We start from the raw sequence: 23113 nt of genomic DNA, 5'->3' as shown, positions 1-23113 counted from the left end.
TTCCTTTTTTTTCATTTAAGAATGTTACATTTATATATGAATATTATTTCTATCTTGTAACACGGTTGTGAAAATGAATTTGATTTGTTACAGCCATTTTAGCCAAATGAAAAGATGATACAATACCTAGCCAAAATTATACAGTAAACAGCCAATTTTTGCATGCAAATTTGAAATATAATATACTTTCTAACCAAAACTTATAACCAAAGACATCAACAGAAATGAGCCGATTTTTATAAATTTCATGATCGATAATTCCATCAGTCAAAAATTTCAGCTAAATTTCTTTTGCTTCTTTAACGGGTAAAACACAAATGAAAAAGAACTTTTTAAATCTGTTGTTTACAACAGCATTAATGCTCTCCGCAAATTATACTTTTGCTCAATATCCCAATATCCCGGCCGACGTAAAAAAAGCATCCGATTCGATGCTTAAAGAAGCCTATCATCAGTCGGATATTGCCTGGGAAAAAGCTAAACCAATTATGGCTAAAGAGGCTGCAGAGGGCAAACCTTATATCCCCTGGGCAGGCAGGCCGAACGATTTGCCTCAATCTAAATTACTGGCCTTTCCAGGTGCTGAGGGTGGCGGTGCTTATAGCTTCGGCGGGCACGGCGGCAGGGTAATCGTGGTAAAAAACTTAAATGATAGTGGTCCGGGCTCATTACGCGATGCCTGCGAACAGGGCGGGGCAAGGATTGTGGTTTTCAATGTAGCCGGAATCATCAGGTTAAAAACCCCTTTAATTATCCGCGCACCCTATATTACCATTGCCGGACAAACCGCCCCTGGTGACGGGGTATGTGTAGCCGGCGAATCGGTTTGGTTAAACACCCATGATGTGATTGTACGTTTTATGCGTTTTAGAAGGGGCGAAACTTTTGTAGGCCGCAGGGATGATGCCATTGGCGGAAATCCGGTAGGAAATATCATGATCGACCACGTTTCTGCAAGCTGGGGACTGGATGAAAACATGTCGATGTATCGCCACATGTATAACGATAGTACCGGAAAAACCGAAGAAAAACTGGGAACGGTAAATATCACCATCCAAAACTCAATTTTTTCTGAAGCATTGGATTATTGGAACCATGCCTTTGGTTCAACTTTAGGCGGCGAAAACTGCGCTTTTGTACGCAACCTTTGGGCCGATAACGGCGCACGTAACCCATCAATTGGCTGGAATGGTATTTTTAATTTCGCGAACAATGTGGTTTTCAACTGGAACAACCGCTCTACAGATGGTGGCGATTATACTGCTCAATACAATATTATTAACAACTTTTATAAGCCAGGACCGGTTACTGAACTGAAAGATCCGATCAGTTACCGCATTTTAAAGCCTGAATCTGGTCGTAGTAAATTGCCTTATGTCGTTTTTGGTCGCGCTTATGTAGCCGGAAATATCATTGATGGTAATGAAAAAATAACCAGGGATAACTGGGCAGGAGGGGTGCAGATGGAAGATAAAAAAGGTAACTTAATGTCTTTCGAACAGGCCAGCAAATATTTCCCTGCCATGAAAGCAAAAGATCCGTTCCCGATGCCAAAAATCAGCATTATTCCTACTTTACAGGCAAAAAATTATGTACTGGCAAATGCCGGAGCTACCTTACCAAAAAGAGATCCGGTTGATACCCGTGTAGTTAAACAGGTTACAACAGGTAAAATCGAAGTACATCCAAATGCAAAACCATCTGCTTTTCAGTTCGAACACCGCAGGTTACCGGGCGATTCTTACAAACAGGGAATTATTACCGAAGTTTCGCAGGTTGGCGGTTATCCTGAATATAAAGGCACACCTTACAAAGATTCAGACGATGATGGTATGCCTGATGCTTACGAACTCAAAAATGGTTTAAACCCTAAAGATGCTTCTGATGCTTCAAAAATCACCAAAAGTGGTTATTCGAACATTGAGGTATATTTAAATAGCGTTGTTCCTCTTACCATTGTAAAACCGAACTAACATGCGCACCTGGAATTCAATTTTGAGCATTATCGCACTTTGTGGCGTCGGAAACATGGCTTTTGCACAGTATCCCGTTATTCCGGAAGCGATGGAAAAGAAAGCCGATTCGCTCCTGAAAAGCATTGAAGATAAATCGGAACAGCAGTTTTTAAAAGTAAAACCCATTGTGGATGAAGAAGCCAGACATGGTAAACCCTATATTCCATGGGCAGCCAAACCCGGTGATTTGCCACAATCTAAAATGGTGGCCTTTCCTGGTGCCGAAGGCGGTGGAGCTTATTCTTTTGGTGGTCGCGGAGGCAAAGTTTATGTAGTAACCAGCCTTGAAGATGCCGGTAAAGGTACACTTCGTGAGGCCTGCGAGCAGGGTGGCGCAAGAATTATCGTGTTTAATGTTTCCGGTATCATCAGGTTAAAAACACCTTTGATTATTCGTGCACCTTATGTTACCATTGCCGGCCAGAGTGCACCGGGTGATGGCGTTTGTATCGCTGGCGAATCGGTATGGATCAATACACATGATGTGGTAATCCGTTACATGCGTTTCCGTCGCGGGCAAACCGACGTTACCCGTCGTGATGATGCCATTGGCGGCAATCCGGTTGGAAATATCATTATCGATCATGTTTCTGCTAGCTGGGGTTTAGATGAAAATATGTCGATTTACCGCCATGTTTACGATCCGAAAGATGGTTCTAAACCTGTTAAATTGCCTACTGTAAACGTCACCATTCAAAATTCAATTTTTTCTGAAGCATTAGATACCTATAATCATGCCTTCGGAAGTACTATTGGTGGATTAAACTCTACTTTTATGCGCAATCTTTGGGCATCGAATATCAGCAGAAACCCATCTGTAGGCATGTACGGCGATTTTGGTTTCGCCAATAATGTAATTTTTAACTGGTGGAACAGAAGTGCCGATGGCGGCGATAACGCCTCATTTTACAGTTTTATCAATAACTATTACAAACCAGGGCCGATTACACCTGCCGGAGAACCCATTTCTTATCGTATTTTAAAGCCTGAATCGGGTAGAGATAAAAAGTTCGCCAACGAATTCGGTAAAGCTTATGTCACCGGAAACATTATCGAAGGGAACGAAAAAGTAACCAAAAATAACTGGGACGGTGGTGTTCAGCCAGAAAGTAAAAGAGATAAACAGAAACTGCTGGACTCCATGAAAGTGGATAAACCTTTGCCTATGGCAAAAATCTCCATTATGGATACCAAAAAGGCTTACGATTATGTTTTGGCCAATGCCGGGGCTGCTTTGCCAATTCGCGATGCAGTAGATCAGCGGATTATTAAACAGGTAAGTACGGGTAAGATAGAACATGTTGAAGACGGTAAATTGCCAGCCAAACAAAGTTATGTAAAGCGCCGTTTGCCTGCTAATTCTTACAAACAGGGCATTATTTCAGATATCGCACAGGTTGGTGGTTACCCGGAATATAAAGGAAAACCTTATCTTGATTCTGATAATGATGGCATTCCTGATGCATGGGAAACAAAAAACGGACTGAATCCTAAAGATGCAAAAGACGCTGCTAAAATATCAAAATCAGGTTATTCGAACATTGAAGTGTATCTAAATAGCCTGGTGGATGTAAATAAAGTGAGGCCTTAGCGCAATTACTGTCATTCTGAACGCAGTGAAGAATCTCTAAGCGATGAAAGTGAAACTTTAATAACCCACTTCCATAACGGCAGTGGGTTAGGCAAAATCAGAAAAATTAAGTTGCAGATGCTTCGTGCCTCAGCATGACAAATACAAATAATCAATGCCAAAAACTAACCATATATCAAAAGCAGCACAACTAAAAACCTTAGCGCTTATGCTAATTGGTCTTTTAGTTGCAAACTTATCTTTTGCGCAAAAAACAAAACCTGTTGAGCCACCTAAGCCAATTTTTAAGGGCAAGGATGGTAAAATGGCTTATACGCTGGATGAACAGGGAAACCGCATTCCCGATTTTTCTTATGCAGGTTACATGGCAGGCGAAAAAGCCATACCAACTGCAACCCTAAAAGTTGTTGTTCCCGTTGCACAAGGCGATGCAACTTTAAGGATTCAATCGGCTATTAATTATGTTTCGAAACTACCTGTTGGGAAAGATGGTCTGCGCGGTGCAGTTTTATTGGAAAAAGGAACCTATGAGGTTGCCGGAACTTTAAAATTAACCACCTCTGGTGTGGTACTCCGTGGGAGTGGTTTTGGTGAAAACGGTACAAGGATTTTCGCCACTGGCTTGGATCGCATTGGTGTGATCAGGATTTTGGGTAAAAAGAACAAAATTGTAGAAAAACCCATTGCCATCACAGATGTCTATGTTCCTGTAAATTCCAATAAAATTACGCTGGCAAATACTGCAGGATTTAAAGTTGGCGATAAAATCATCATCAACCGCCCTTCTACTAAAGAATGGATTGAAACCCTAAAAACCGTAGAATTTGGTGGCGGCGAAAGTGCTTTAGGCTGGAAACCAGGAACCAGAGACCTCCATTGGGACCGTAAAATTACCGCTATAAACGGCTCAATCATTACTTTTGATGCACCCATCACTACTGCTTTAGATGCAAAATTTGGTGGAGGAACCATTTCAAAATACGAATGGGAGGGCAGAATCGCTCAATCAGGCATAGAAAACCTGAAAATCGAATCAGATTATCATAAAGAAAATATTAAAGACGAATACCACCGCTGGACAGCCATCTGCTTGGAAAATGTAGAAGATGCGTGGGTACGTCAGGTGGTTTTTGAACATTTTGCAGGCTCAGCCGTGAATGTACTCGAAACTGCTAAAAGAATTACCGTTGAAGACTGTAAATCATTGGCTCCTGTTTCCGAAATAGGTGGCGAACGCCGTTTTACTTTTTTAACTACTGGTCAGCAAACGCTTTTCCAGAGGTTGTATTCAGAATATGGTTACCACGATTTTGCTGTAGGTTTCTGTGCTCCCGGACCAAACGTTTTCGTTCAATGTCAGTCTTATCTGCCATTTAGTTTTAGCGGTGCAATTGATAGCTGGGCATCTGGTGTATTATTCGATATCGTTAATATTGATGGACAGGCCTTAAGTTATTTAAACCGCGGACAGGATGGACAAGGTGCTGGCTGGAGTGCTGCAAACAGTGTTTTTTGGCAGTGTAGCGCGGCAAGAGTTGATAATTTCCAACCGCCAACCGCTCAAAACTGGGCATTTGGTACCTGGTCGCAATTTGCCGGAAACGGTTATTGGGACATGTCAAACGAGCAGATTCAACCCCGCAGTTTATATTACGCGCAGTTAAAAGACCGGATTGGTAACGATGCAGAAGCAAGAAATTTTGTCCTTCCGGTAGAAACCGAAGCATCAAGCAGTCCGCCGGTTGATGTGGCCCAAAAACTCACAAAACTGGCTTACAAACCTGCTTTAACCGTTTCAGAATATATTGATGGGGCATCCGATCGCAGCAAAATCCCGACAGAAACCGGGCTGGCAAAAAATATCGATAAAATTGGTTTGGATAAGGTGCTTCAGCCAACGCTTGCTAACGCGATGACAATCAAAAATGGCTGGCTGGTACGAGGCAATGAAATTGTAGTGGGCGATCGTCAGGATGTACCCTGGTGGAACGGCAGTGCCCGTCCGTATGGATTAAAAAACACTAAATTCCACATTACCCGTTTTGTTCCTGGTCGCTCAGGAAACGGTTTAACCGATGACCTGGATGAAATTACCGATTCCATGAAAAATGGTTCTGTTAAAGTATTAGATCACAACTATGGCCTTTGGTACGATAGGAGAAGGGATGATCACGAACGCATCCGCCGTATGGACGGCGAGGTTTGGGCACCTTTTTACGAATTGCCTTATGCCCGTAGCGGACAGGATAAAGCCTGGGATGGATTGAGCAAATACGACATCACCAAATACAACCTCTGGTATTGGGACAGGTTAAAACAATTTGCTAACCTTGCTGATCAGAAAGGATTGGTATTAATCCACGAAAATTATTTTCAGCACAATATTATCGAAGCTGGTGCACATTATGCCGATTTTCCATGGCGTACCGCAAATAACATCAATAATACTGGTTTCCCTGAACCTGTGCCTTATGCCGGCGATAAACGCATTTTCATGGCCGAACAGTTTTATGATATCACAAATGAGCACCGCAGGGCCATTCATAAGGCTTATATCCGCAAATGCCTGGAAAATTTTAACGGAAATACAGGTGTAATCCAGCTAATCGGTGCCGAATTTACTGGTCCTTTGCATTTCGTTCAGTTCTGGATCGATACCATTAACGAATGGGAAAAAGAAACCGGTAAACATCCGGTTATCGGTTTAAGCGTAACCAAAGATGTTCAGGATGCAATTTTGGCCGATCCAAAGCGTGCTTCAGTAGTAGACCTGATCGATATCCGTTACTGGCATTACCAGGCAGATGGAACCGCTTATGCACCACAGGGTGGGTTAAGTTTGGCCCCCCGTCAACATGCACGTTTATTAAAGCCTAAAAAAACATCTTTCGAAGAAGTTTATCATGCGGTATCGGAATACAAAAATAAATTCCCTGAAAAAGCAGTGATTTATTCAGGAGATAGTTTCGACACTTTCGGATGGGCAATTTTAATGGCAGGAGGTTCACTTTCCAATGTGGAAGGTATCGATGCTTCGGTTTTAAGCCTTGCATCTTCAATGAAACCATTTCTTCCGGCAGGCAAATCAGCAAAACAGTATGGACTGGAAAATGCAGGCAAAGCTTACATTTTGTACAATTCATCGGCAGAAGCTTTTAACCTTGATTTAAGTAAATCAGCTGGAAAATTCCATGTAAAAGTGTTGAACAGCAAAACCGGAAAATCGCTTAAAGAAGAAAAAATAAACGGCGGAGCCATTGTGAAATTAAATAAAGTAGCATCAAGCGACGAAGTCATCATCATCAATAAAATTTAACATGAACTTTAAAACCAAAATATTTTTATTCCTTGCTGTTTCCTGCCTCGCGTTTGGGTGCAAAGAAAAACCACATTTTGGCGATAAAAGCCTTCTGGTTTCCGAAAATGGCAGATTCCTCACCACAGGCGATGGAAAACCTTTCTTTTGGTTGGGTGATACCGGCTGGTTATTATTCAGCAGGTTAACCCGCGAAGAATCGAATATTTACCTCGAAGACCGTAAACAAAAAGGTTTTAATGTGATCCAGGTAATGTTATTGCACGATGTTCCCTCACGGAATGTGTATTTGGATTCATCAGTTGTTCATGCTGATGTTTCAAAACCCATGCTTACCCCCGGCAACAACCCCAAAGATTCTTTGGCTTACGATTACTGGGACCATGTAGATTACATTATCGATCAGGCTGCAGAAAAAGGCCTTTACATGGCTTTGGTTCCGGTTTGGGGCACCAATGTGAAAAACAAAAAAGTAAATAAATCGCAGGCAAAGGTGTATTCGGAGTTTCTGGCAAAACGTTATAAAGATAAATGGAACATCATCTGGTTAAATGGTGGCGACATTAAAGGAAGCGATGGTGCTGATGTTTGGAATACCATTGGCGAAACTTTGAGGGCAAATGATCCAAATCACCTCATTACTTTTCACCCCAGGGGAAGAACGGCCTCATCACAATGGTTCCATAATGTCAAATGGTGCGATTTTGATATGATACAATCCGGTCATCGCCGCTACGATCAGGATACTTCTAAAAACGAAAAACTGCATTACGGAGAAGACAACTGGAAATACATTGAAGCCGATTATAAATTAAAACCTATTAAACCAACAATCGACGGTGAACCATCTTACGAGGATATTCCGCAAGGTTTGCATGATACTACACAGCCCCGCTGGACGGATGCCGATGTAAGAAGATATGGTTACTGGTCGGTTTTTGCAGGTGCTTTTGGTTACACTTACGGTCATAATTCGGTGATGCAGATGTACAAAAAGACAGATTTAAAACCTGCTTATGGTCCCAAAGACCAATGGATTACGGCAATTAATGCGCCGGGAGCAAAACAGATGCAGTATTTAAAAGATTTAATGCTGGCACATCCATATTTCGATCGCGTACCCGACCAAACTTTGGTTGCAGGTAAAAACGGCGAAAAGTATGACCGGATTCTCGCTACAAGAGGAGAAGAATACGCGATGCTCTATACTTATACCGGTCGCAATTTTAGCGTTCAGCTTGGCAAAATTGACGGCGACGAAGTAAAAGCATCCTGGTTTGATCCAAGAACAGGCAAAACCACAAAAATCGGTGAATTTGAAAATAAAGGAATTAAAGAATTTAACCCGCCCGGCGAACCTGCAAATGGAAACGATTGGGTATTGGTGCTGGAGGAGATATAGAAGCAGCGTTAAGGCCAAGCATAATCATTAGAGAAATCGTCATTTCAACTGGAGCGCAGTCCGGAACGTTCGGGGATAGAAATCTAGTGAGCAGCTTTAACAGATTTCTTCACTTCGGTCGAAATGACGACCAAACTATAATATTAAAAAACAGTGTTTAAAACAAATTTCACATCATTTTTTCGCTTAGCCATTATTGGCCTGCTTTTGTGCGGATTAAGCTCCTGCACCAAACAAGCCTATTTGTTTACTTCCTTTCACGAACCGGCAAATGAAGGTTTAAGGCTTTTATACAGTTATGATGCTTACCATTGGACAGATTTAAATAAAACTTTTTTAAAACCCGAAGTAGGCACACAAAAAGTGTTGCGCGATCCATCCATCGTGCAAGGGCCTGATGGTACTTTTCACCTCGTTTGGACCTGCAGCTGGAAAGGTGATAAAGGCTTCGGTTATGCCAGTTCAAAAGATTTAATCCACTGGAGCGAACAAAAATTTCTTCCTGTAATGGAAAAAGAGCCAAAAACCGTGAATGTTTGGGCACCTGAAATCTTTTACGATGATGAGAAAAAGGAATATGTAATCATTTGGGCATCAACCATTCCATTCCGTTTTGCTAAAGGGATTGAAGAGGAAGAAAACAACCACCGTATGTACAGCATCACCACTAAAGATTTTATAACTTTTTCTGAACCCAAACTCTTTTTAGATCCCGGTTTCAGCGTTATTGATGCAGTAATTGTAAAAAGAAAAACTAAAGATTACGTATTGGTTTTGAAAGACAATACCCGTCCGAACAGGAACTTAAAAGTGGCTTTCGCAAAAGATGCCTTAGGTCCTTATGAAAACATTTCCAAAACTTTTAGCCCGAAATTAACGGAAGGACCAACGGTTGTAAATGTAAAAAACAACTGGCTGATCTATTTCGATGCTTACGGACAAAAGATTTATTCGGCTTATAAAACCGCTGATTTTAAAAATTTTAAAGATGTAACAGTAGAAGTTTCAGTACCAGAAGGACATAAACACGGAACGATTATAAAAGTAAAAAAGAGCGTGATAGAAGGATTGATAGGGAACACACGTTAATACCGCTGTCATCCTGAGGCACGAAGGAACCGCAAGCGATGGAAAACTTGCTTTTAACAAATCACTAAACCATTGGTGGTATGTCAAATTCAGGTAGTGCTAGTCGGTTAGAGATTCTTCGCTGCGCTCAGAATGACAGGAATAAAATTAGAACATGAATACATTTAAAATACTTTGTTTAACCCTGCCATTTGCACTTGCGCTTTCAACCTCGCAGGCGCAGGATACCGTGCGATACACAGGGAAAACCCTGGTTAATGCCGATTATCATCATGGACAGCTTTCGCCGGTGATGGGCGTACATAGCATCCAGACGTTCAGGGCAAACCGTGAGCATCCTGAACTGGCAGAAAATTTCGGCTGGACTTATAACCATGCGCCGATGCTGGCTTACTGGAATAATAAATTTTATATCGAATATTTAAGTGATAAAGTAGGTGAAAGCATCCCGCCCGGACAAACTTTGGTGCAATCTTCAACAGATGGTTACACCTGGACCACACCTGAAGTGGTTTTTCCGATTTACCGCATTCCTGATGGCACTAAAAAAGAGGGCAGAACTGATGTAGCAAAAGACCTGGATGCCGTGATGCACCAGCGTATGGGCTTTTATGTTTCTACCAAAAACATATTTCTTGTTTTAGGTTTTTATGCCATTAGTTTCGATGCCAAAGACGATCCAAACGATGGTCATGGAATTGGCCGGGCAGTAAGGGAAATTCTACCCGAAGGAAAATACGGTCCGATCTATTTTATCCATTACAATCCGGGTTATTCAGAGAAAAACACCAAATATCCGCTTTATACCAGGAGCAAAAGTAAAGCTTTTATTGAAGCCTGTAATGAATTGTTATCAAATAAGTTAATGACACAACAATGGAATGAAGAAGCAGATAGAAAAGATCCTTTAATTACTTTACAGAAACAATATAAAGCATTCAGTTACTACCATTTACCTGATGGCAGAGTGGTGGGCTTATGGAAAAATGCCCTAACGGCAATCAGTACCGACAATGGCAAAAGCTGGCCTGAAAGTGCGTTCCGGGCGCCTGGTTTTGTAAACAGCAATGCTAAAATCTGGGGGCAAAAAACTGCTGATGGAAATTATGCAACCGTTTATAATCCTTCAGAATATAGATGGCCTTTAGCCATATCAACCAGTAAAAACGGCCTGGATTATACCAATTTATTGTTGGTAAATGGCGAAATCACACCCATGCGTTATGGCGGTAATTACAAATCCTACGGTCCTCAATATGTACGTGGCATTGAAGAAGGAAACGGAAAACCGAAAGACGGTAAATTATGGGTAACCTATAGTATGAACAAAGAAGATATCTGGATTTCTTCGGTTCCTGTGCCGGTTAATGATAGGGCAACGCAGCATGTAAATGATGATTTCGGCAAATTATCAAAAGATAAAGCGCTCGAAATGTGGAACATATACAGTCCGCTTTGGGCACCTGTAAAAGTTGAGGATGGAGCTTTAATCTTAAAAGATAAAGATCCCTTTGATTATGCAAAAGCCGAAAGATTGTTCCCTGCATCGAAGAAAATCGTTACTTCTTTTTCGGTTACACCAAAGCAAAATAACTTCGGTTTGCTTGAAATTGAATTACAGGATGCAAAAGGAACCGCTACAGTGCGTTTAACCTTTGATACCGCAGGAACGCTTAGTGCAAAGGCCGGAGCGCGTTATAAAAACTTCATGAAATACGAAGCCGGCAAAAATTACGACATCAAAGTAAAACTGGATGCCTTAACCCGTTTCTACACCATTACAGTGAATGGAAAAGAAGCATTGACAAGTTTGGCTTTCCAGCCTGTTGCTGATGTTTCACGCATTGTTTTCCGTACCGGCGATGTCCGCCGCTTTCCTGATGTAGATACACCCGCTGATCAGACTTACGATTTAAAAAATGCTGGTGAATCAACAAAAGAAGCAGTTTATTCAGTTAAATATTTAAAAACGGAGGGATTTTAGATGCAGTTATCAGTTTTCAGTTTAGGGTTTTCAGTTTTTAGAGCATCCGTTATTGCGAGTCTTCGATTTTTCATCGAAGCGAAGCAATTTATGTGTAAGGCAAAAAAGATTGCTTCGTCGTGCCTCCTCGCAATGACGATAATGACGGGTTTGATCACTTTATTTTCCCTCTCCGCCAATGCCAAAATTCTGTTGCCACAAATCTTATCAAGCAATATGGTTTTACAACGTGATAAACCTCTAAGTATCTGGGGTTATGCTGCCCCGGGGGAGAAAATAAAGGTTGTTTTTGCCAGTCAGAAAAAAGAAACCATAACCGATAAAAATGGAAACTGGTCAGTTGTACTGTCGCCTTTAAAAACGTCATCGAAAGCACAAACCATGACTATTTCAGGTACAAATAAAATTGAATTAACCAATATTTTGGTGGGCGAAGTTTGGTTATGTTCAGGTCAGTCTAACATGGAATATCAAATGCGTAAGCTGGCTAAAATCCCTAAGCCTAAAAATGAAAAACTGGGTTTCCCTTCTGATGCGGTAGAAAAAGCTAAAAATTCACAAATCAGGATTTTCCTCGTAAACCGCAAGCAGCTAAACAAACCAGATTCGATTCATAAAAGTTGGGCATTAGCAGAAGATTCAGCATTACGTGCCTTTTCGGCTGTAGGCTATTTTTATGCGAAGGAAATTCAGGAGAAATTGGGTGTACCTATGGGCATGATTTCTTCTTCCGTTTCAGGTAGCGCCATTGAGCCCTGGGTAGCTCCCGAGGCTTTTGCGCAGGAAACCTATTTTACAAATCAGAAAGTAAGCAACGATCCCGGAAAATTTTATACCACCATGATTGAGCCGCTTGCGAAATTCAAAATCCGTGGATTTTTATGGTATCAGGGCGAAACCAACTGCTTTTTGAATGAAACCATCAGTTATTCCTATAAATTAAAAACATTAGTAAACCTTTGGCGCAAAGCCTGGGGCGAGCAGTTGCCTTTTTATTACGTACAAATTGCACCTTACGATTACAGTAAGCAAAAAAGCGATAAGGTGGTATTATCGGCTGATACCGAACCTAACTTTTGGGAGGCTCAGCAACAAGTTTTACGCTTGCCAAATACCGGCATGATTTCCACTTCAGATTTGAACGATAACGGAGGGGATTTGCACCCAACCTATAAATGGGAAGTAGGCAGAAGACTAGCGTTATTGGCTTTGGGTAAAACCTACAACCAAAAAATAGATTTTTCTGGCCCGGTTTACAAAAGTGTTTCTTTTGTTGGGGGCAAGGCAATCCTGGATTTTGATTATTTAAAAACTGATCATTTATCGTCCATCACTGGATTTACAATTGCTGGAAATGATGGTAAATTCACTAATGCAGAGGCCACTGTGAAAGATGGAAAAGTTGTTGTTTCAGCAAAAGAGATCGAAAACCCGGTGGCTTTACGTTACAACTGGACCGAAAATCCAACCGGAAATTTTTACAGTAACGGTTTGCCCGCATTACCTTTCCGAACCGATAATCCTTTAACCAAACAATTTAAAACCAATTAATGAAGCGCAGATTTATACTTTTCTGGTGTTTAATAATAATGATCTGTAGCGTAAAGGCACAGCAAACAGAGAAATTATACCTGTCCGGAACTGGAAACGACAATACCGTTAACTGGGATTTCTTTTGTACAGCAGGAGCGAATTCGGGCAAGTGGACCACTATTCCGGTGCCTTCAAACTGGGAGTTACAGGGTTTTGGTAAATACAATTACGGCTTCAATAAAGAAGAAAATAAAGGGAAGGAGCAAGGACTTTATAAATACACTTTTAAAGTTCCTGCCGGATGGAAAAACAGGAAAATCAATATTGTTTTCGAAGGGTCGATGACTGATACTGAGGTGAAAATTAATGGAAAATCAGCTGGAGAAACGCATCAGGGCTCTTTTTATGTTTTCAGGTACGACATTTCTAAATTAATTAAACTGGGCGCTGATAATCTACTGGAAGTTACCGTTTCAAAACATTCTGCTAATCAATCCGTTAATGAAGCCGAACGTAAAGCCGATTTCTGGATTTTCGGAGGTATTTTCAGACCGGTTTACCTCGAATCTTTACCTCAAACACATATAGATAGGGTACAAATAGATGCTAAAGGCAATGGAAATTTCGACGCAAAAATCGCTTACACAGGCGATGCCGATAAACTTGAAGTAGAACTTTTTACAAAAGATGGAAAACGTTTTGGCGATCGGTTTAACACTTCAATAAAAAAAGGAACTCAAAATATCACACTTGGCCACCAATTTTCTAATCCTGAATTATGGTCAACGGAATTTCCAAATCTTTATACGGCTCAATTTACTTTGATCAAAAATGGAAAGGAAATTCATCAGCTTTCTAAAAAAATAGGTTTCAGAACGGTAGAAGTAAAAGAACGCGATGGGGTTTACATTAACGGTGTAAAAATGAAATTTAAAGGCGTAAACCGTCATTCTTTTTACCCATCATCAGGTCGTACCACAAGTAAAAAAATCAGTATTGCCGATGTGTTATTGATGAAGGAAATGAACATGAATGCCGTTCGGATGTCGCATTACCCTCCTGATGGTCACTTTTTGGATGTTTGTGATTCACTCGGACTATTTGTAATGGACGAACTGGCTGGCTGGCATGGCACTTACGATACACCAACAGGCACCAAATTAATGAAAGAGATGATGGTAAATGATGAAAATCATCCATCGATTATCTTTTGGGCCAATGGAAATGAAGGCGGACATAACCGCGAACTCGATCATCTGTTCGCTGAAGAAGATATACAAAATCGTCCGTTAATCCACCCATGGGAGGTTTTTGGCGGTTTCGAAACCACACATTACCGCGAGTTTAACTACGGAATTGGTAATTACGATCACGGACATAATATTTTAATGCCAACCGAATTTTTACATGGCATGTGGGATGGCGGTCATGGTGCAGGCATAGAAGATTACTGGAATGCCATGTGGAACAATCCGCTTTCTGCAGGTGGTTTTCTTTGGGATTTCGCCGATCAGGGGGTAGTGCGTACTGATAAAAACGGCGAACTGGATACCGATGGTAATCATGGTCCCGACGGGATTGTGGGCCCATATCACGAAAAAGAAGGCAGTTTTTACACCATTAAAGAGGTTTGGAGCCCGGTTTTTGTAGAAAAACGAGAAATGACTGCTGGCTTTGACGATTCATTCCTGCTCGAAAACCGTTATGCTTTCACCAATCTTAACCAGTGTACTTTCAGCTGGAAACTCAAAAAACTAAAAGCAGGTGAGGATGCTGAATTTAAAAGTGGAAAAGCAGATGCGCCTAATATTAAACCTCTCGAAAAAGGAAAATTAAAAATCAATCTTCCTGCTGATTGGAGAAATTTTGATGCACTTTATCTTACTGCAAACGGACCTAATGGCAAAGAATTATTTACCTGGAGTTTCCCCATTGCTTTGCCAAAAGATGATGCAGAGCAATTGGTGGTTAAAACGGGTTCTTCTAAAATAGCTTTAAAAGAAGATGCCAAAACATACCAGGTTTCTTCAAACGGTATTGATTTAACATTTGATAAAACCACCGGATTATTACAACAGGCCAAAAATGCAAAAGGTATCATTCCGTTTTCAAATGGTCCGGTTTTACAGGAAGGAGAAAACAATTTTAAAAATTTCGCTACTAAAATGGAAGATGGAAATCTGGTGATTTCATCCAAATTTGATAAAAAAGAGAGTTTCAATACCTTAAAATGGACCATTTATCCTTCAGGCTGGTTAAAAATGGAGGTAAATTATTTTCCATCGGCTTACTTTACCACTTTCGTGGGTTTGAATTTTTCTTATCCTGAAACTGACATTAAAGCTGTAGAATATAAAGGCAACGGTCCGTACCGTGTTTGGAAAAACCGGATGAAAGGCACTCAATTTGGTATTTGGAAAAAGGATTATAACAACTCCGCAACCGGTGAAGCACCCTGGCAATATCCTGAATTTAAAGGCTACTATTCGAACATGTATTGGTGCGAATTTATTGGCAAACAGCAATCTTTTAAAGTGATAACCGATCGCGAAGATGTGTTTTTGAGGTTATTTACGCCAAAAAAATCAAAAGATACCGAATATGATAACATGAGTCCGACCTTTCCGAAAGGTGATATTTCCTTTATGAATGGCATTTCGGCAATCGGCACTAAAACACAAAAACCAGAAACTACAGGACCAATGGGAATGAAACATGTATTTTATGATTTTGATAAAGATCCGACAAGGACATTAAATATGACGTTGTATTTTGATTTTTCTATCGACGCGTCGTCATTGCGAGGAGGCACGACGAAGCAATCTCAATAAAAGAATGACGTAAAAAACAAGAAACTTAGCAAAAAAGATTGCTTCAGCTCGCGCAAATCCAGCTTCGCAATGACGAACTAATCTTTAAAGAAAATAGAATGAACATTAAAGCCTATATATCGATCATCTGCATTTGCTTACTGCCATTTTCAAAAGTGGTGGCGCAAATCGTTTTGCAGCATACCACCTGCGAGATGCTCGAAAATCCTTTGGGAATCGACGTTCAAAGACCAAGGTTCGCCTGGCATATCATTTCCAAAGAGCGTAATGTAATGCAAACCGCTTATCAGATCTTAGTTGCTTCATCAGAAGAAAAGTTAAAGGCAAATGATGGCGATTTATGGGATTCAGGAAAAGTTAATTCATCAGAATCGATTCACGTAATTTATAGTGGAAAACCACTCAATAGCAGGCTAAAAGCGTATTGGAAAGTAAAAACCTGGACAACTGCCGGACAAAGCGAGTGGTCGGCAAATAACTATTTTACAATGGGTTTGCTTTATTATAAAGACTGGCCAAAGGGTTGGATTGGTTTCGACAGGGCTTTCCCCTGGGATAATATCAAAACTGATTCGCGTTTATCGGCAAGGTATTTCAGGAAGGAATTTCAGAGTACCAAACAGATTAAATCAGCAGCAGCCTCAATCATTGGTTTGGGCTTATACCAGCTATTTATCAATGGAAAAAAAGTAGGGGAAGATGTGTTATCTCCATCCCCAACCGATTACACCAAAAATATAAAGTATAACACCTACGATGTAACCAGTTATATCCAAAACGGTAAAAATGCCGTGGGTACAATTTTAGGTAATGGTCGTTTTTTCGCGATGCGCCAAAATGAAAAGCCTTATAAAATTAAAACATTCGGTTTTCCGAAAATGCTGATGAACATCAATATTGTGTACACCGATGGAACAACCGCCAACATTGATACCGATGATAGCTGGAAAGGTACGGCAGATGGACCAATCAGGGCCAATAACGAATACGATGGCGAAGAATATGATGCCACAAAAGAAGCTACTGGCTGGAACAAAATTGGTTTTGACGATAGTAAATGGGCAAAAGCCGAATTTGTACAGGAACCGACCGGAACCATCGAAGCGCAAATGAACGAAAATATGCGGGTGATGAATACACTAAAACCCGTCTCCATTTCAAAATTAGCTGGCGGAAGGTTTATCCTCGACATGGGACAAAATATGGTAGGCTGGTTGCAGATCAAGGTAAAAGGTGCAAAAGGAAAACAGGTTAAATTGCGTTTTGCAGAATCGTTACAGGAAAACGGAGAGCTTTTTACCGCAAACCTCCGCAATGCCAAATGTACTGATCTCTACACCCTAAAAGGCGGAGAAATGGAAACCTGGGAACCTGCTTTTAGTTATCGGGGATTCAGGTATGTTGAGCTTTCAGGGTATGATTACGAGCCAACTGTAAATGATTTCGTGGGGAAAATGATTTACGATAACATCAAAACGGTAGGCACATTCGAAACTTCGGATGCTTTAACCAACCAGATTTTTAAAAATGCCTGGTGGGGAATCGCAGGCAGTTACAAAGGCATTCCGGTCGATTGTCCGCAACGTAATGAGCGCATGCCATGGCTGGGCGATAGGGGCGCAGTAGCTTACGGAGAAAATTTCCTATTTGATAATGGCAGGTTTTATGCAAAATGGTTGCAGGATATCCGCAACTCGCAAAAAGAGGATGGCGCCATCCCCGATGTTGCTCCTGCATTCTGGCGGTACTACAGTGATAACATGACCTGGCCCGGGGCGATGCTTTTGGTTACAGAAATGCTTTACAAACAAACCGGCGATATTACTGCGGTGCGTGATAATTACCCGGCAATGAAAAAGTGGCTGGGCTACATGCAGGATCGCTACATGGTTGATTATATCCTGACAAAAGATAGTTATGGCGATTGGTGTATGCCGCCGGTTACCATCGAATCCGGAAGAGGGAAGAGCGCAGATAAAAAATATCCTTCAGCGTTAATTTCAACTGCCTATTATTACCATTTTACCCAATTGATGATCCAGTTTGGTAAGGCAATCGATAACGAAGAAGATGTAAAAACCTATCGGATTTTAGGAGATAAAATTAAGGACGCTTTTAACCAGAAATATTATAACGACAAGGATTATTATGCGGAGAATGCACTAACCGATAATATTATTCCGCTGTACTTCGGCATGGTTCCTCAAAATAAAGTAGAAACTGTTTTTAAAAACATCACTAATACAGTAGAAATCACTAACAAAGGTCATTTAAGTAATGGTTTGGTCGGCATCCAGTGGTTAATGCGCTGTTTAAATGATTACGGCCGGCCAGATCTGGCTTATACCGTGGCTACACAAAAAACTTATCCGGGCTGGGGTTATATGGTCGAAAATGGCGCTACAACGATTTGGGAACTGTGGAACGGCAATACCGCAGATCCGAAAATGAATTCGCAAAACCACGTGATGATGCTGGGCGATTTATTGATCTGGTATTATGAAAACCTCGCCGGAATTAAATCAAAAAGTGCTGCTTTCAAAAAGATTGTAATGAAACCAGAAATGATTAATGGTTTAAATTCGGTTAATGCCAGTTACAATTCCATTTATGGGATGATCAAAAGCAATTACACAAAAACTGCAGGCCAGTTTAAGTGGAACATTAGCATTCCGGCAAATACATCTGCGTTGGTGTATATTCCCGCAAATAATAAAAATGAAATTTCAGAAAAGATAAAATCAATAAAAGATTTAAAATTTATAAAAATGGAGCATAACAGGGCCGTTTATGAGATTGGCTCAGGGGATTATGCTTTTGTGGTGGAAAATAAATAAAGATAAAATAGTCGTCATTGCGAGGAGGCACGACGAAGCAATCTCTTTTGCAGAGTAGATTGCTTCGCCTGATGAAAAATCAGGCTCGCAATGACGAAAAAAGTAAACACAATTATGAGAAAGCTATTAAAATCATTACTAACAATAACCTTACTGATCAGTTCAGTAAGCGCATTTAGTCAAACCAAAGATGTAGTTGTACCCGAGGATATTTTAACCAAAGCAAAAGAGTGGGTGGCAACATTAAATTTAACCGATGCCGCGAAGAAAACCACTGTAGAAAATGTAATCGCAGTTCATTTAACCACTGTTAAAGACTGGCATAACGATCATCCTTCATCAACCGTTCCTGATGGCATAAATCCTGTAACCGGAAATAAACTAAACGACCTCGATAAACAAATTATTGCCGATTCTGCCATGCCATCAACTGTACATCAGGCTTTAATGGATGGATTGAATAAAAATTTATCACCTCAGCAGGTCGAATCAATTTTAGATAAATATACCATTGGTAAGGTCGATTTTACGATGAAAGGTTACAAGGCAATTGTACCCGATCTAACTGCAGATGAAGAGGCTAAAATCCTGTCATTCTTAAAACAGGCACGCGAACAGGCCGTAGATTATAAAAATATGAAAGAAATTTCGGCCATTTTCGAAATCTATAAAACCAAATCAGAGCAATTACTCAATAACAACGGACGCAGCTGGAGAGCACTCTATAGTGCTTATACTAAAAAGATAAAAGAAGCTAAGGCAAAACAATAATCGATATCTCGTCATTGCGAGGAGGAACGACGAAGCAATCTTTCTAAATAGGATAGATTGCTTCAGCTAAAGAAAAATCAGCTTCGCAATGACGGAAACTAAAAATAATATGTTCAAGAAAATTTTAACCATATCAATTGTATTATTTGCTTTAACTGCGAATGCGCAGGTAGAAAAGTGGCAAACCGGCATTGTAAAGCAAGAATTCCTGTACGATAAAGCTCCATTTCCATCGTGCCATTCTGCAACCGTAGCCGAAACGCCTACAGGTTTGGTGGCTTCGTTTTTTGGGGGAACCAAGGAACGTAATCCTGATGTTGAAATTTACATCAGCCGTTTTGTAGATGGTAAATGGTTAGCGCCGGTTTCGGTGGCTAACGGCATTCAAACTGAAGGAAAAAGATTACCAACATGGAATCCTGTTTTATATCAGGTGCCGGGTGGCGATTTGTTATTGTTCTATAAAATCGGTCCCAAACCTTCCGAGTGGTGGGGTATGATGAGAACCTCAAAAGATGGTGGTAAAACCTGGTCGGAAGCTACAAAATTACCTGATGGCTATATCGGGCCGGTAAAAAATAAACCCGTTTTGTTAAGCAACGGAAACCTTTTTGCACCATCGAGCAAAGAAGGCGACGGCTGGAAAATCCATTTCGAAGTTACCAAGGATAATGGCAAAACCTGGAGAACCGTTGGTCCGCTGCCGGAAAATGGCATCAAAGCCATTCAACCCAGCATTTTACAATATGAAAATGGGAAATTGCAGATTTTAGCCAGAACCGCTAACCGTGCAATTATAGAATCCTGGTCTAACGATAACGGCGAAACCTGGTCCGCATTAACCAAAACATCTTTGCCAAATAATAATTCTGGAACCGATGCAGTAACCTTGAAAGATGGTCGCCTGGTTTTGGTGTATAATCATGTGTTGCCTCCCGGAGATTTAGCAAAAGGACCTCGCACGCCATTAAATGTTTCCATTTCTAAAGATGGGAAAGAATGGTATGCTGCTTTGATATTGGAAGATTCACCAATCAGCCAGTATTCTTACCCTGCGGTTATCCAAACCAGCGATGGCATGTTGCATTTTATTTACACTTGGAGGAGAGAAAAAATCAAGCATGTGGTGGTCGATCCATCAAAGTTAAAGCTAAAGAAAATTAAAAATGGCGTTTGGCCAAAACTGAAAGGTTATACTGCACCCGTGATTACGGAAACTAAAAACGAGGAGGGTTAAGATGATAAATGCAACTAAATACGTTATTTCGTGGTTTTGGCGGTCGTCTTTGCGAGGAGGCACGACGAAGCAATCTATTTCGCTGGGAGAGATTGCTTCGGCTGATGAAAAATCAGCACTCGCAATGACGGGTAGGGTGTTCAGGTACTTAGCTATATTATTTATTACCTACATATCTTTGCCAAATAACGGCTCCGCCCAAACCCAAAACACCGATAACCTTTATAAAAAACCATTAGTTGATGTCCTTAAAGAGATCCAGACCCGTTTTAAAGTTCAGATCAAATATTCAGAGCCACAGGTAAAAGACAAATGGGTTAATTATGCCGAATGGCGTTTCCGTATCAATGTGGATGAAACATTAACGAATGTGCTGATGCCTCTGGACATGAAAGTAAATAAGGAAAAACCCGGAGTTTACAAACTGAAAGAGTACGAATATTACCGTTGGGAAGTTCAGGATGGATGGGCTTATCTCGATAGTTTGGCAACAAAATACCATAATAAAGCCAGTTGGGAAAAACGCAAGGCAGAAATCAAACCCGAACTTTACCAGGCCTTAATGTTATCGCCATTGCCTGCAAAACCAAATTCAAAACCGATTATCACCGCAAAAAGAATTTTCGATGGCTATTCGGTAGAAAATATCGCTTTGGAGATTTTGCCTGGTGTGTGGATCAATGGCTCACTTTACAAGCCTTTAAATGTGAAAGGTAAAATCCCTGTCGTGTTAAGCCCAGATGGACACTGGGAAAAGCAACGCTACAGACCAGATTGCCAGATCCGTTGTGCAACAATAGCCAGGATGGGAGCAATGGCATTTAGTTACGATTTATTTGCCTGGGGCGAATCTATGCTCCAGTTTAAATATGAAGATCATCGCCGCAGTTTGGCACAAACCGTGCAAACCTTGGGTGGCATCCGCATTTTGGATTATTTTTCGTCCCTTAAAGAAACAGATACAGCAAGAATCGGCATCAGCGGCGGCTCTGGTGCCGGAAGTCATTCGATTTTAATGACCGCTATGGACGACAGAATTAAGCTGAGCGCACCAGTGGTGGCCATGTCATCTTATTTTTATGGCGGTTGTCCATGCGAAAGCGGTATGCCCATTCATCAATGTGGCGGTGGAACGGATAATGTAGAATTAGCCGCAATGGCTGCCCCACGACCTCAATTACTGGTTTCGGATGGTAGCGACTGGACTGCTCACACGCCACAACATGATTTTCCCTATCTGCAAAAAATGTATGCCTATTACGGTGTTCAGGATAAAGTGGAGAATGTTCATTTACCAGAGGAAAAACATGATTTTGGCATTAATAAACGGATTGCGCTTTACGATTTCCTGATCAAAAATTTCAAGCTAAATGGCGCTGCTGTTAAAGATAAAACAGGCAAATACGATGAGAGCAAAGTAACCATTGAAAAGGAAAATGCGATGTATGTTTTTGGAGATAAAGGTGAAAAACTGCCTAAAAATGCGGTTATGGGTTTTGAAAACCTGGAAAAGTTATTTCCGTTAAACGCAACAAAATAATTGGGTATGCAAATTCAGAACAGGAGAACTTTTATAGGTAAAATGGCCTTGCTAACTGGCGTGTTATTACTTCCCGATCAGTTGCTTTTTGCGGCAGAAAAGAAAAACAGGTATAAAGTTGCGGTAATTGACCTCATGATCCTCAAACGTCAGAAAATTAGCGCTTTACCACTTGCAAAAGAAATTGGTGCAGATGGTTTGGAAATCGATATGGGTGGCTTGGGCGACAGGGAAACCTTCGACAATAAACTGGCAGATCCAAAAATCAGACAGGAATATCTTGATAAAGCCAATGAACTGAATTTAGAATTCTGCTCACTGGCCATGACCGGGTTTTATGCGCAATCGTTCGCCAAACGCCCAACCTATCAAAAAATGATACAGGATTGCCTCGACACGGCCAAAGCAATGAACATTAAAGTTGTTTTTCTGCCATTGGGCATTCAGGGCGATCTGGTCAAAAATCCTGAACTGCGCGAACCGATTGTAGAAAGGCTGAAAACAGCTGGTAAAATGGCTGCAAAAGCAGGCGTTACTATTGGAATTGAAACTGCTTTGGATGCAACGGGTGAATTGCAATTACTTAAAGATATCGGTTCTAAAAACGTAAAAAGTTATTTCAACTTCTCTAATGCTATTAAAAACGGAAGGGATTTATGCAAGGAGTTGCAAATTTTGGGCAGGAAAAACATCGTTCAGATCCATGCCACCAATGAAGATGGCGTTTGGCTGCAAAACGATCCCAAAATCGACTTAAATAGAGTAAAAACAACGCTCGATGACATGGGCTGGACGGGCTGGCTGGTTGTAGAAAGAAGCAGGGATGCAAAACAGCCCACCAATGTAAAATATAACTTCAGCGCCAATACCAGTTACCTGAAATCAGTTTTTCAAAATGATCCGTCATTGCAAGGTACGAAGCAATCTTATTAGTGGAGTTATGGAAATCGAGATAACCAAAAAGATG

Annotated in this window: 13 protein-coding genes; all 13 read left to right on the top strand. The window is 40.9% G+C overall.

The window, feature by feature from the left end:
• Nucleotides 1–317: 317 nt before the first annotated feature.
• On the top strand, nucleotides 318–1973 hold the full coding sequence (locus tag ACTJKC_RS23585) for a pectate lyase family protein (protein ID WP_440795881.1): 1656 nt from the start codon (nucleotides 318–320) through the stop codon (nucleotides 1971–1973).
• 1 nt (nucleotide 1974) lies between these two features.
• Nucleotides 1975–3606 carry a polysaccharide lyase gene (locus ACTJKC_RS23580; protein WP_440795879.1) on the top strand — a complete coding sequence of 544 codons (1632 nt, stop codon included), beginning with the start codon at nucleotides 1975–1977 and terminating at the stop codon, nucleotides 3604–3606.
• A 154-nt stretch (nucleotides 3607–3760) separates the two neighbouring features.
• A complete protein-coding gene (locus tag ACTJKC_RS23575) occupies nucleotides 3761–6922 on the top strand; it encodes a DUF6298 domain-containing protein (protein WP_440795877.1) in 3162 nt (1053 codons plus the stop codon).
• Nucleotide 6923: 1 nt separating this feature from the next.
• The gene (locus ACTJKC_RS23570; protein WP_440795875.1) at nucleotides 6924–8324 is read left to right on the top strand and encodes a glycoside hydrolase family 140 protein; all 1401 of its coding nucleotides are present in this window, start codon (nucleotides 6924–6926) and stop codon (nucleotides 8322–8324) included.
• 153 nt (nucleotides 8325–8477) lie between these two features.
• Nucleotides 8478–9413, top strand: a complete 936-nt coding sequence (locus ACTJKC_RS23565) for a glycoside hydrolase family 43 protein (RefSeq protein ID WP_440795873.1) — start codon at nucleotides 8478–8480, stop codon at nucleotides 9411–9413.
• A 154-nt stretch (nucleotides 9414–9567) separates the two neighbouring features.
• Nucleotides 9568–11397, top strand: coding sequence for a six-hairpin glycosidase (locus ACTJKC_RS23560; protein WP_440795871.1), 1830 nt, complete (start codon nucleotides 9568–9570; stop codon nucleotides 11395–11397).
• 216 nt (nucleotides 11398–11613) lie between these two features.
• A complete protein-coding gene (locus tag ACTJKC_RS23555; RefSeq protein WP_440795869.1) occupies nucleotides 11614–12948 on the top strand; it encodes a sialate O-acetylesterase in 1335 nt (444 codons plus the stop codon).
• Nucleotides 12948–15761 (top strand): glycoside hydrolase family 2 TIM barrel-domain containing protein, encoded by a 2814-nt coding sequence (locus ACTJKC_RS23550; RefSeq protein WP_440795867.1) that lies wholly within the window; start codon nucleotides 12948–12950, stop codon nucleotides 15759–15761. The genes ACTJKC_RS23555 and ACTJKC_RS23550 overlap by 1 nt, the downstream gene beginning before the upstream one ends.
• Before the next feature lie 98 nt (nucleotides 15762–15859).
• Nucleotides 15860–18598: a family 78 glycoside hydrolase catalytic domain gene (locus ACTJKC_RS23545; protein ID WP_440795865.1), complete on the top strand. Its 2739-nt coding sequence runs from the start codon at nucleotides 15860–15862 to the stop codon at nucleotides 18596–18598.
• Nucleotides 18599–18712: 114 nt separating this feature from the next.
• Complete coding sequence (locus ACTJKC_RS23540) at nucleotides 18713–19369, top strand: DUF3826 domain-containing protein (RefSeq protein WP_440795863.1); 657 nt, start codon at nucleotides 18713–18715, stop codon at nucleotides 19367–19369.
• A 109-nt stretch (nucleotides 19370–19478) separates the two neighbouring features.
• Nucleotides 19479–20606, top strand: a complete 1128-nt coding sequence (locus ACTJKC_RS23535; RefSeq protein ID WP_440795861.1) for a sialidase family protein — start codon at nucleotides 19479–19481, stop codon at nucleotides 20604–20606.
• Between the two features lies 1 nt (nucleotide 20607).
• Nucleotides 20608–22146, top strand: coding sequence for an acetylxylan esterase (locus ACTJKC_RS23530; RefSeq protein ID WP_440795859.1), 1539 nt, complete (start codon nucleotides 20608–20610; stop codon nucleotides 22144–22146).
• A gap of 6 nt (nucleotides 22147–22152) precedes the next feature.
• Nucleotides 22153–23079 (top strand): sugar phosphate isomerase/epimerase family protein, encoded by a 927-nt coding sequence (locus tag ACTJKC_RS23525; protein WP_440795857.1) that lies wholly within the window; start codon nucleotides 22153–22155, stop codon nucleotides 23077–23079.
• The last annotated feature ends 34 nt before the right edge of the window (nucleotides 23080–23113 follow it).

The sequence above is a fragment of the Pedobacter sp. 22226 genome (assembly GCF_052045455.1).
Classification (GTDB): domain Bacteria; phylum Bacteroidota; class Bacteroidia; order Sphingobacteriales; family Sphingobacteriaceae; genus Pedobacter; species Pedobacter jeongneungensis.
Note: the sequence above shows the minus strand (reverse complement) of the source record. Positions and strands in the feature narration are given on the sequence as shown.

Excerpts from the sequence above, each read along its gene's own strand:
- ACTJKC_RS23550 (WP_440795867.1), top strand. The coding sequence starts at position 12,948 with ATGAAGCGCAGATTTATACTTTTCTGGTGTTTAATAATAATGATCTGT.
- ACTJKC_RS23525 (WP_440795857.1), top strand. The coding sequence starts at position 22,153 with ATGCAAATTCAGAACAGGAGAACTTTTATAGGTAAAATGGCCTTGCTA.
- ACTJKC_RS23530 (WP_440795859.1), top strand. The coding sequence starts at position 20,608 with ATGATAAATGCAACTAAATACGTTATTTCGTGGTTTTGGCGGTCGTCT.
- ACTJKC_RS23570 (WP_440795875.1), top strand. The coding sequence starts at position 6,924 with ATGAACTTTAAAACCAAAATATTTTTATTCCTTGCTGTTTCCTGCCTC.
- ACTJKC_RS23545 (WP_440795865.1), top strand. The coding sequence starts at position 15,860 with ATGAACATTAAAGCCTATATATCGATCATCTGCATTTGCTTACTGCCA.
- ACTJKC_RS23535 (WP_440795861.1), top strand. The coding sequence starts at position 19,479 with ATGTTCAAGAAAATTTTAACCATATCAATTGTATTATTTGCTTTAACT.
- ACTJKC_RS23540 (WP_440795863.1), top strand. The coding sequence starts at position 18,713 with ATGAGAAAGCTATTAAAATCATTACTAACAATAACCTTACTGATCAGT.
- ACTJKC_RS23580 (WP_440795879.1), top strand. The coding sequence starts at position 1,975 with ATGCGCACCTGGAATTCAATTTTGAGCATTATCGCACTTTGTGGCGTC.
- ACTJKC_RS23555 (WP_440795869.1), top strand. The coding sequence starts at position 11,614 with ATGGTTTTACAACGTGATAAACCTCTAAGTATCTGGGGTTATGCTGCC.
- ACTJKC_RS23560 (WP_440795871.1), top strand. The coding sequence starts at position 9,568 with ATGAATACATTTAAAATACTTTGTTTAACCCTGCCATTTGCACTTGCG.
- ACTJKC_RS23575 (WP_440795877.1), top strand. The coding sequence starts at position 3,761 with ATGCCAAAAACTAACCATATATCAAAAGCAGCACAACTAAAAACCTTA.
- ACTJKC_RS23585 (WP_440795881.1), top strand. The coding sequence starts at position 318 with ATGAAAAAGAACTTTTTAAATCTGTTGTTTACAACAGCATTAATGCTC.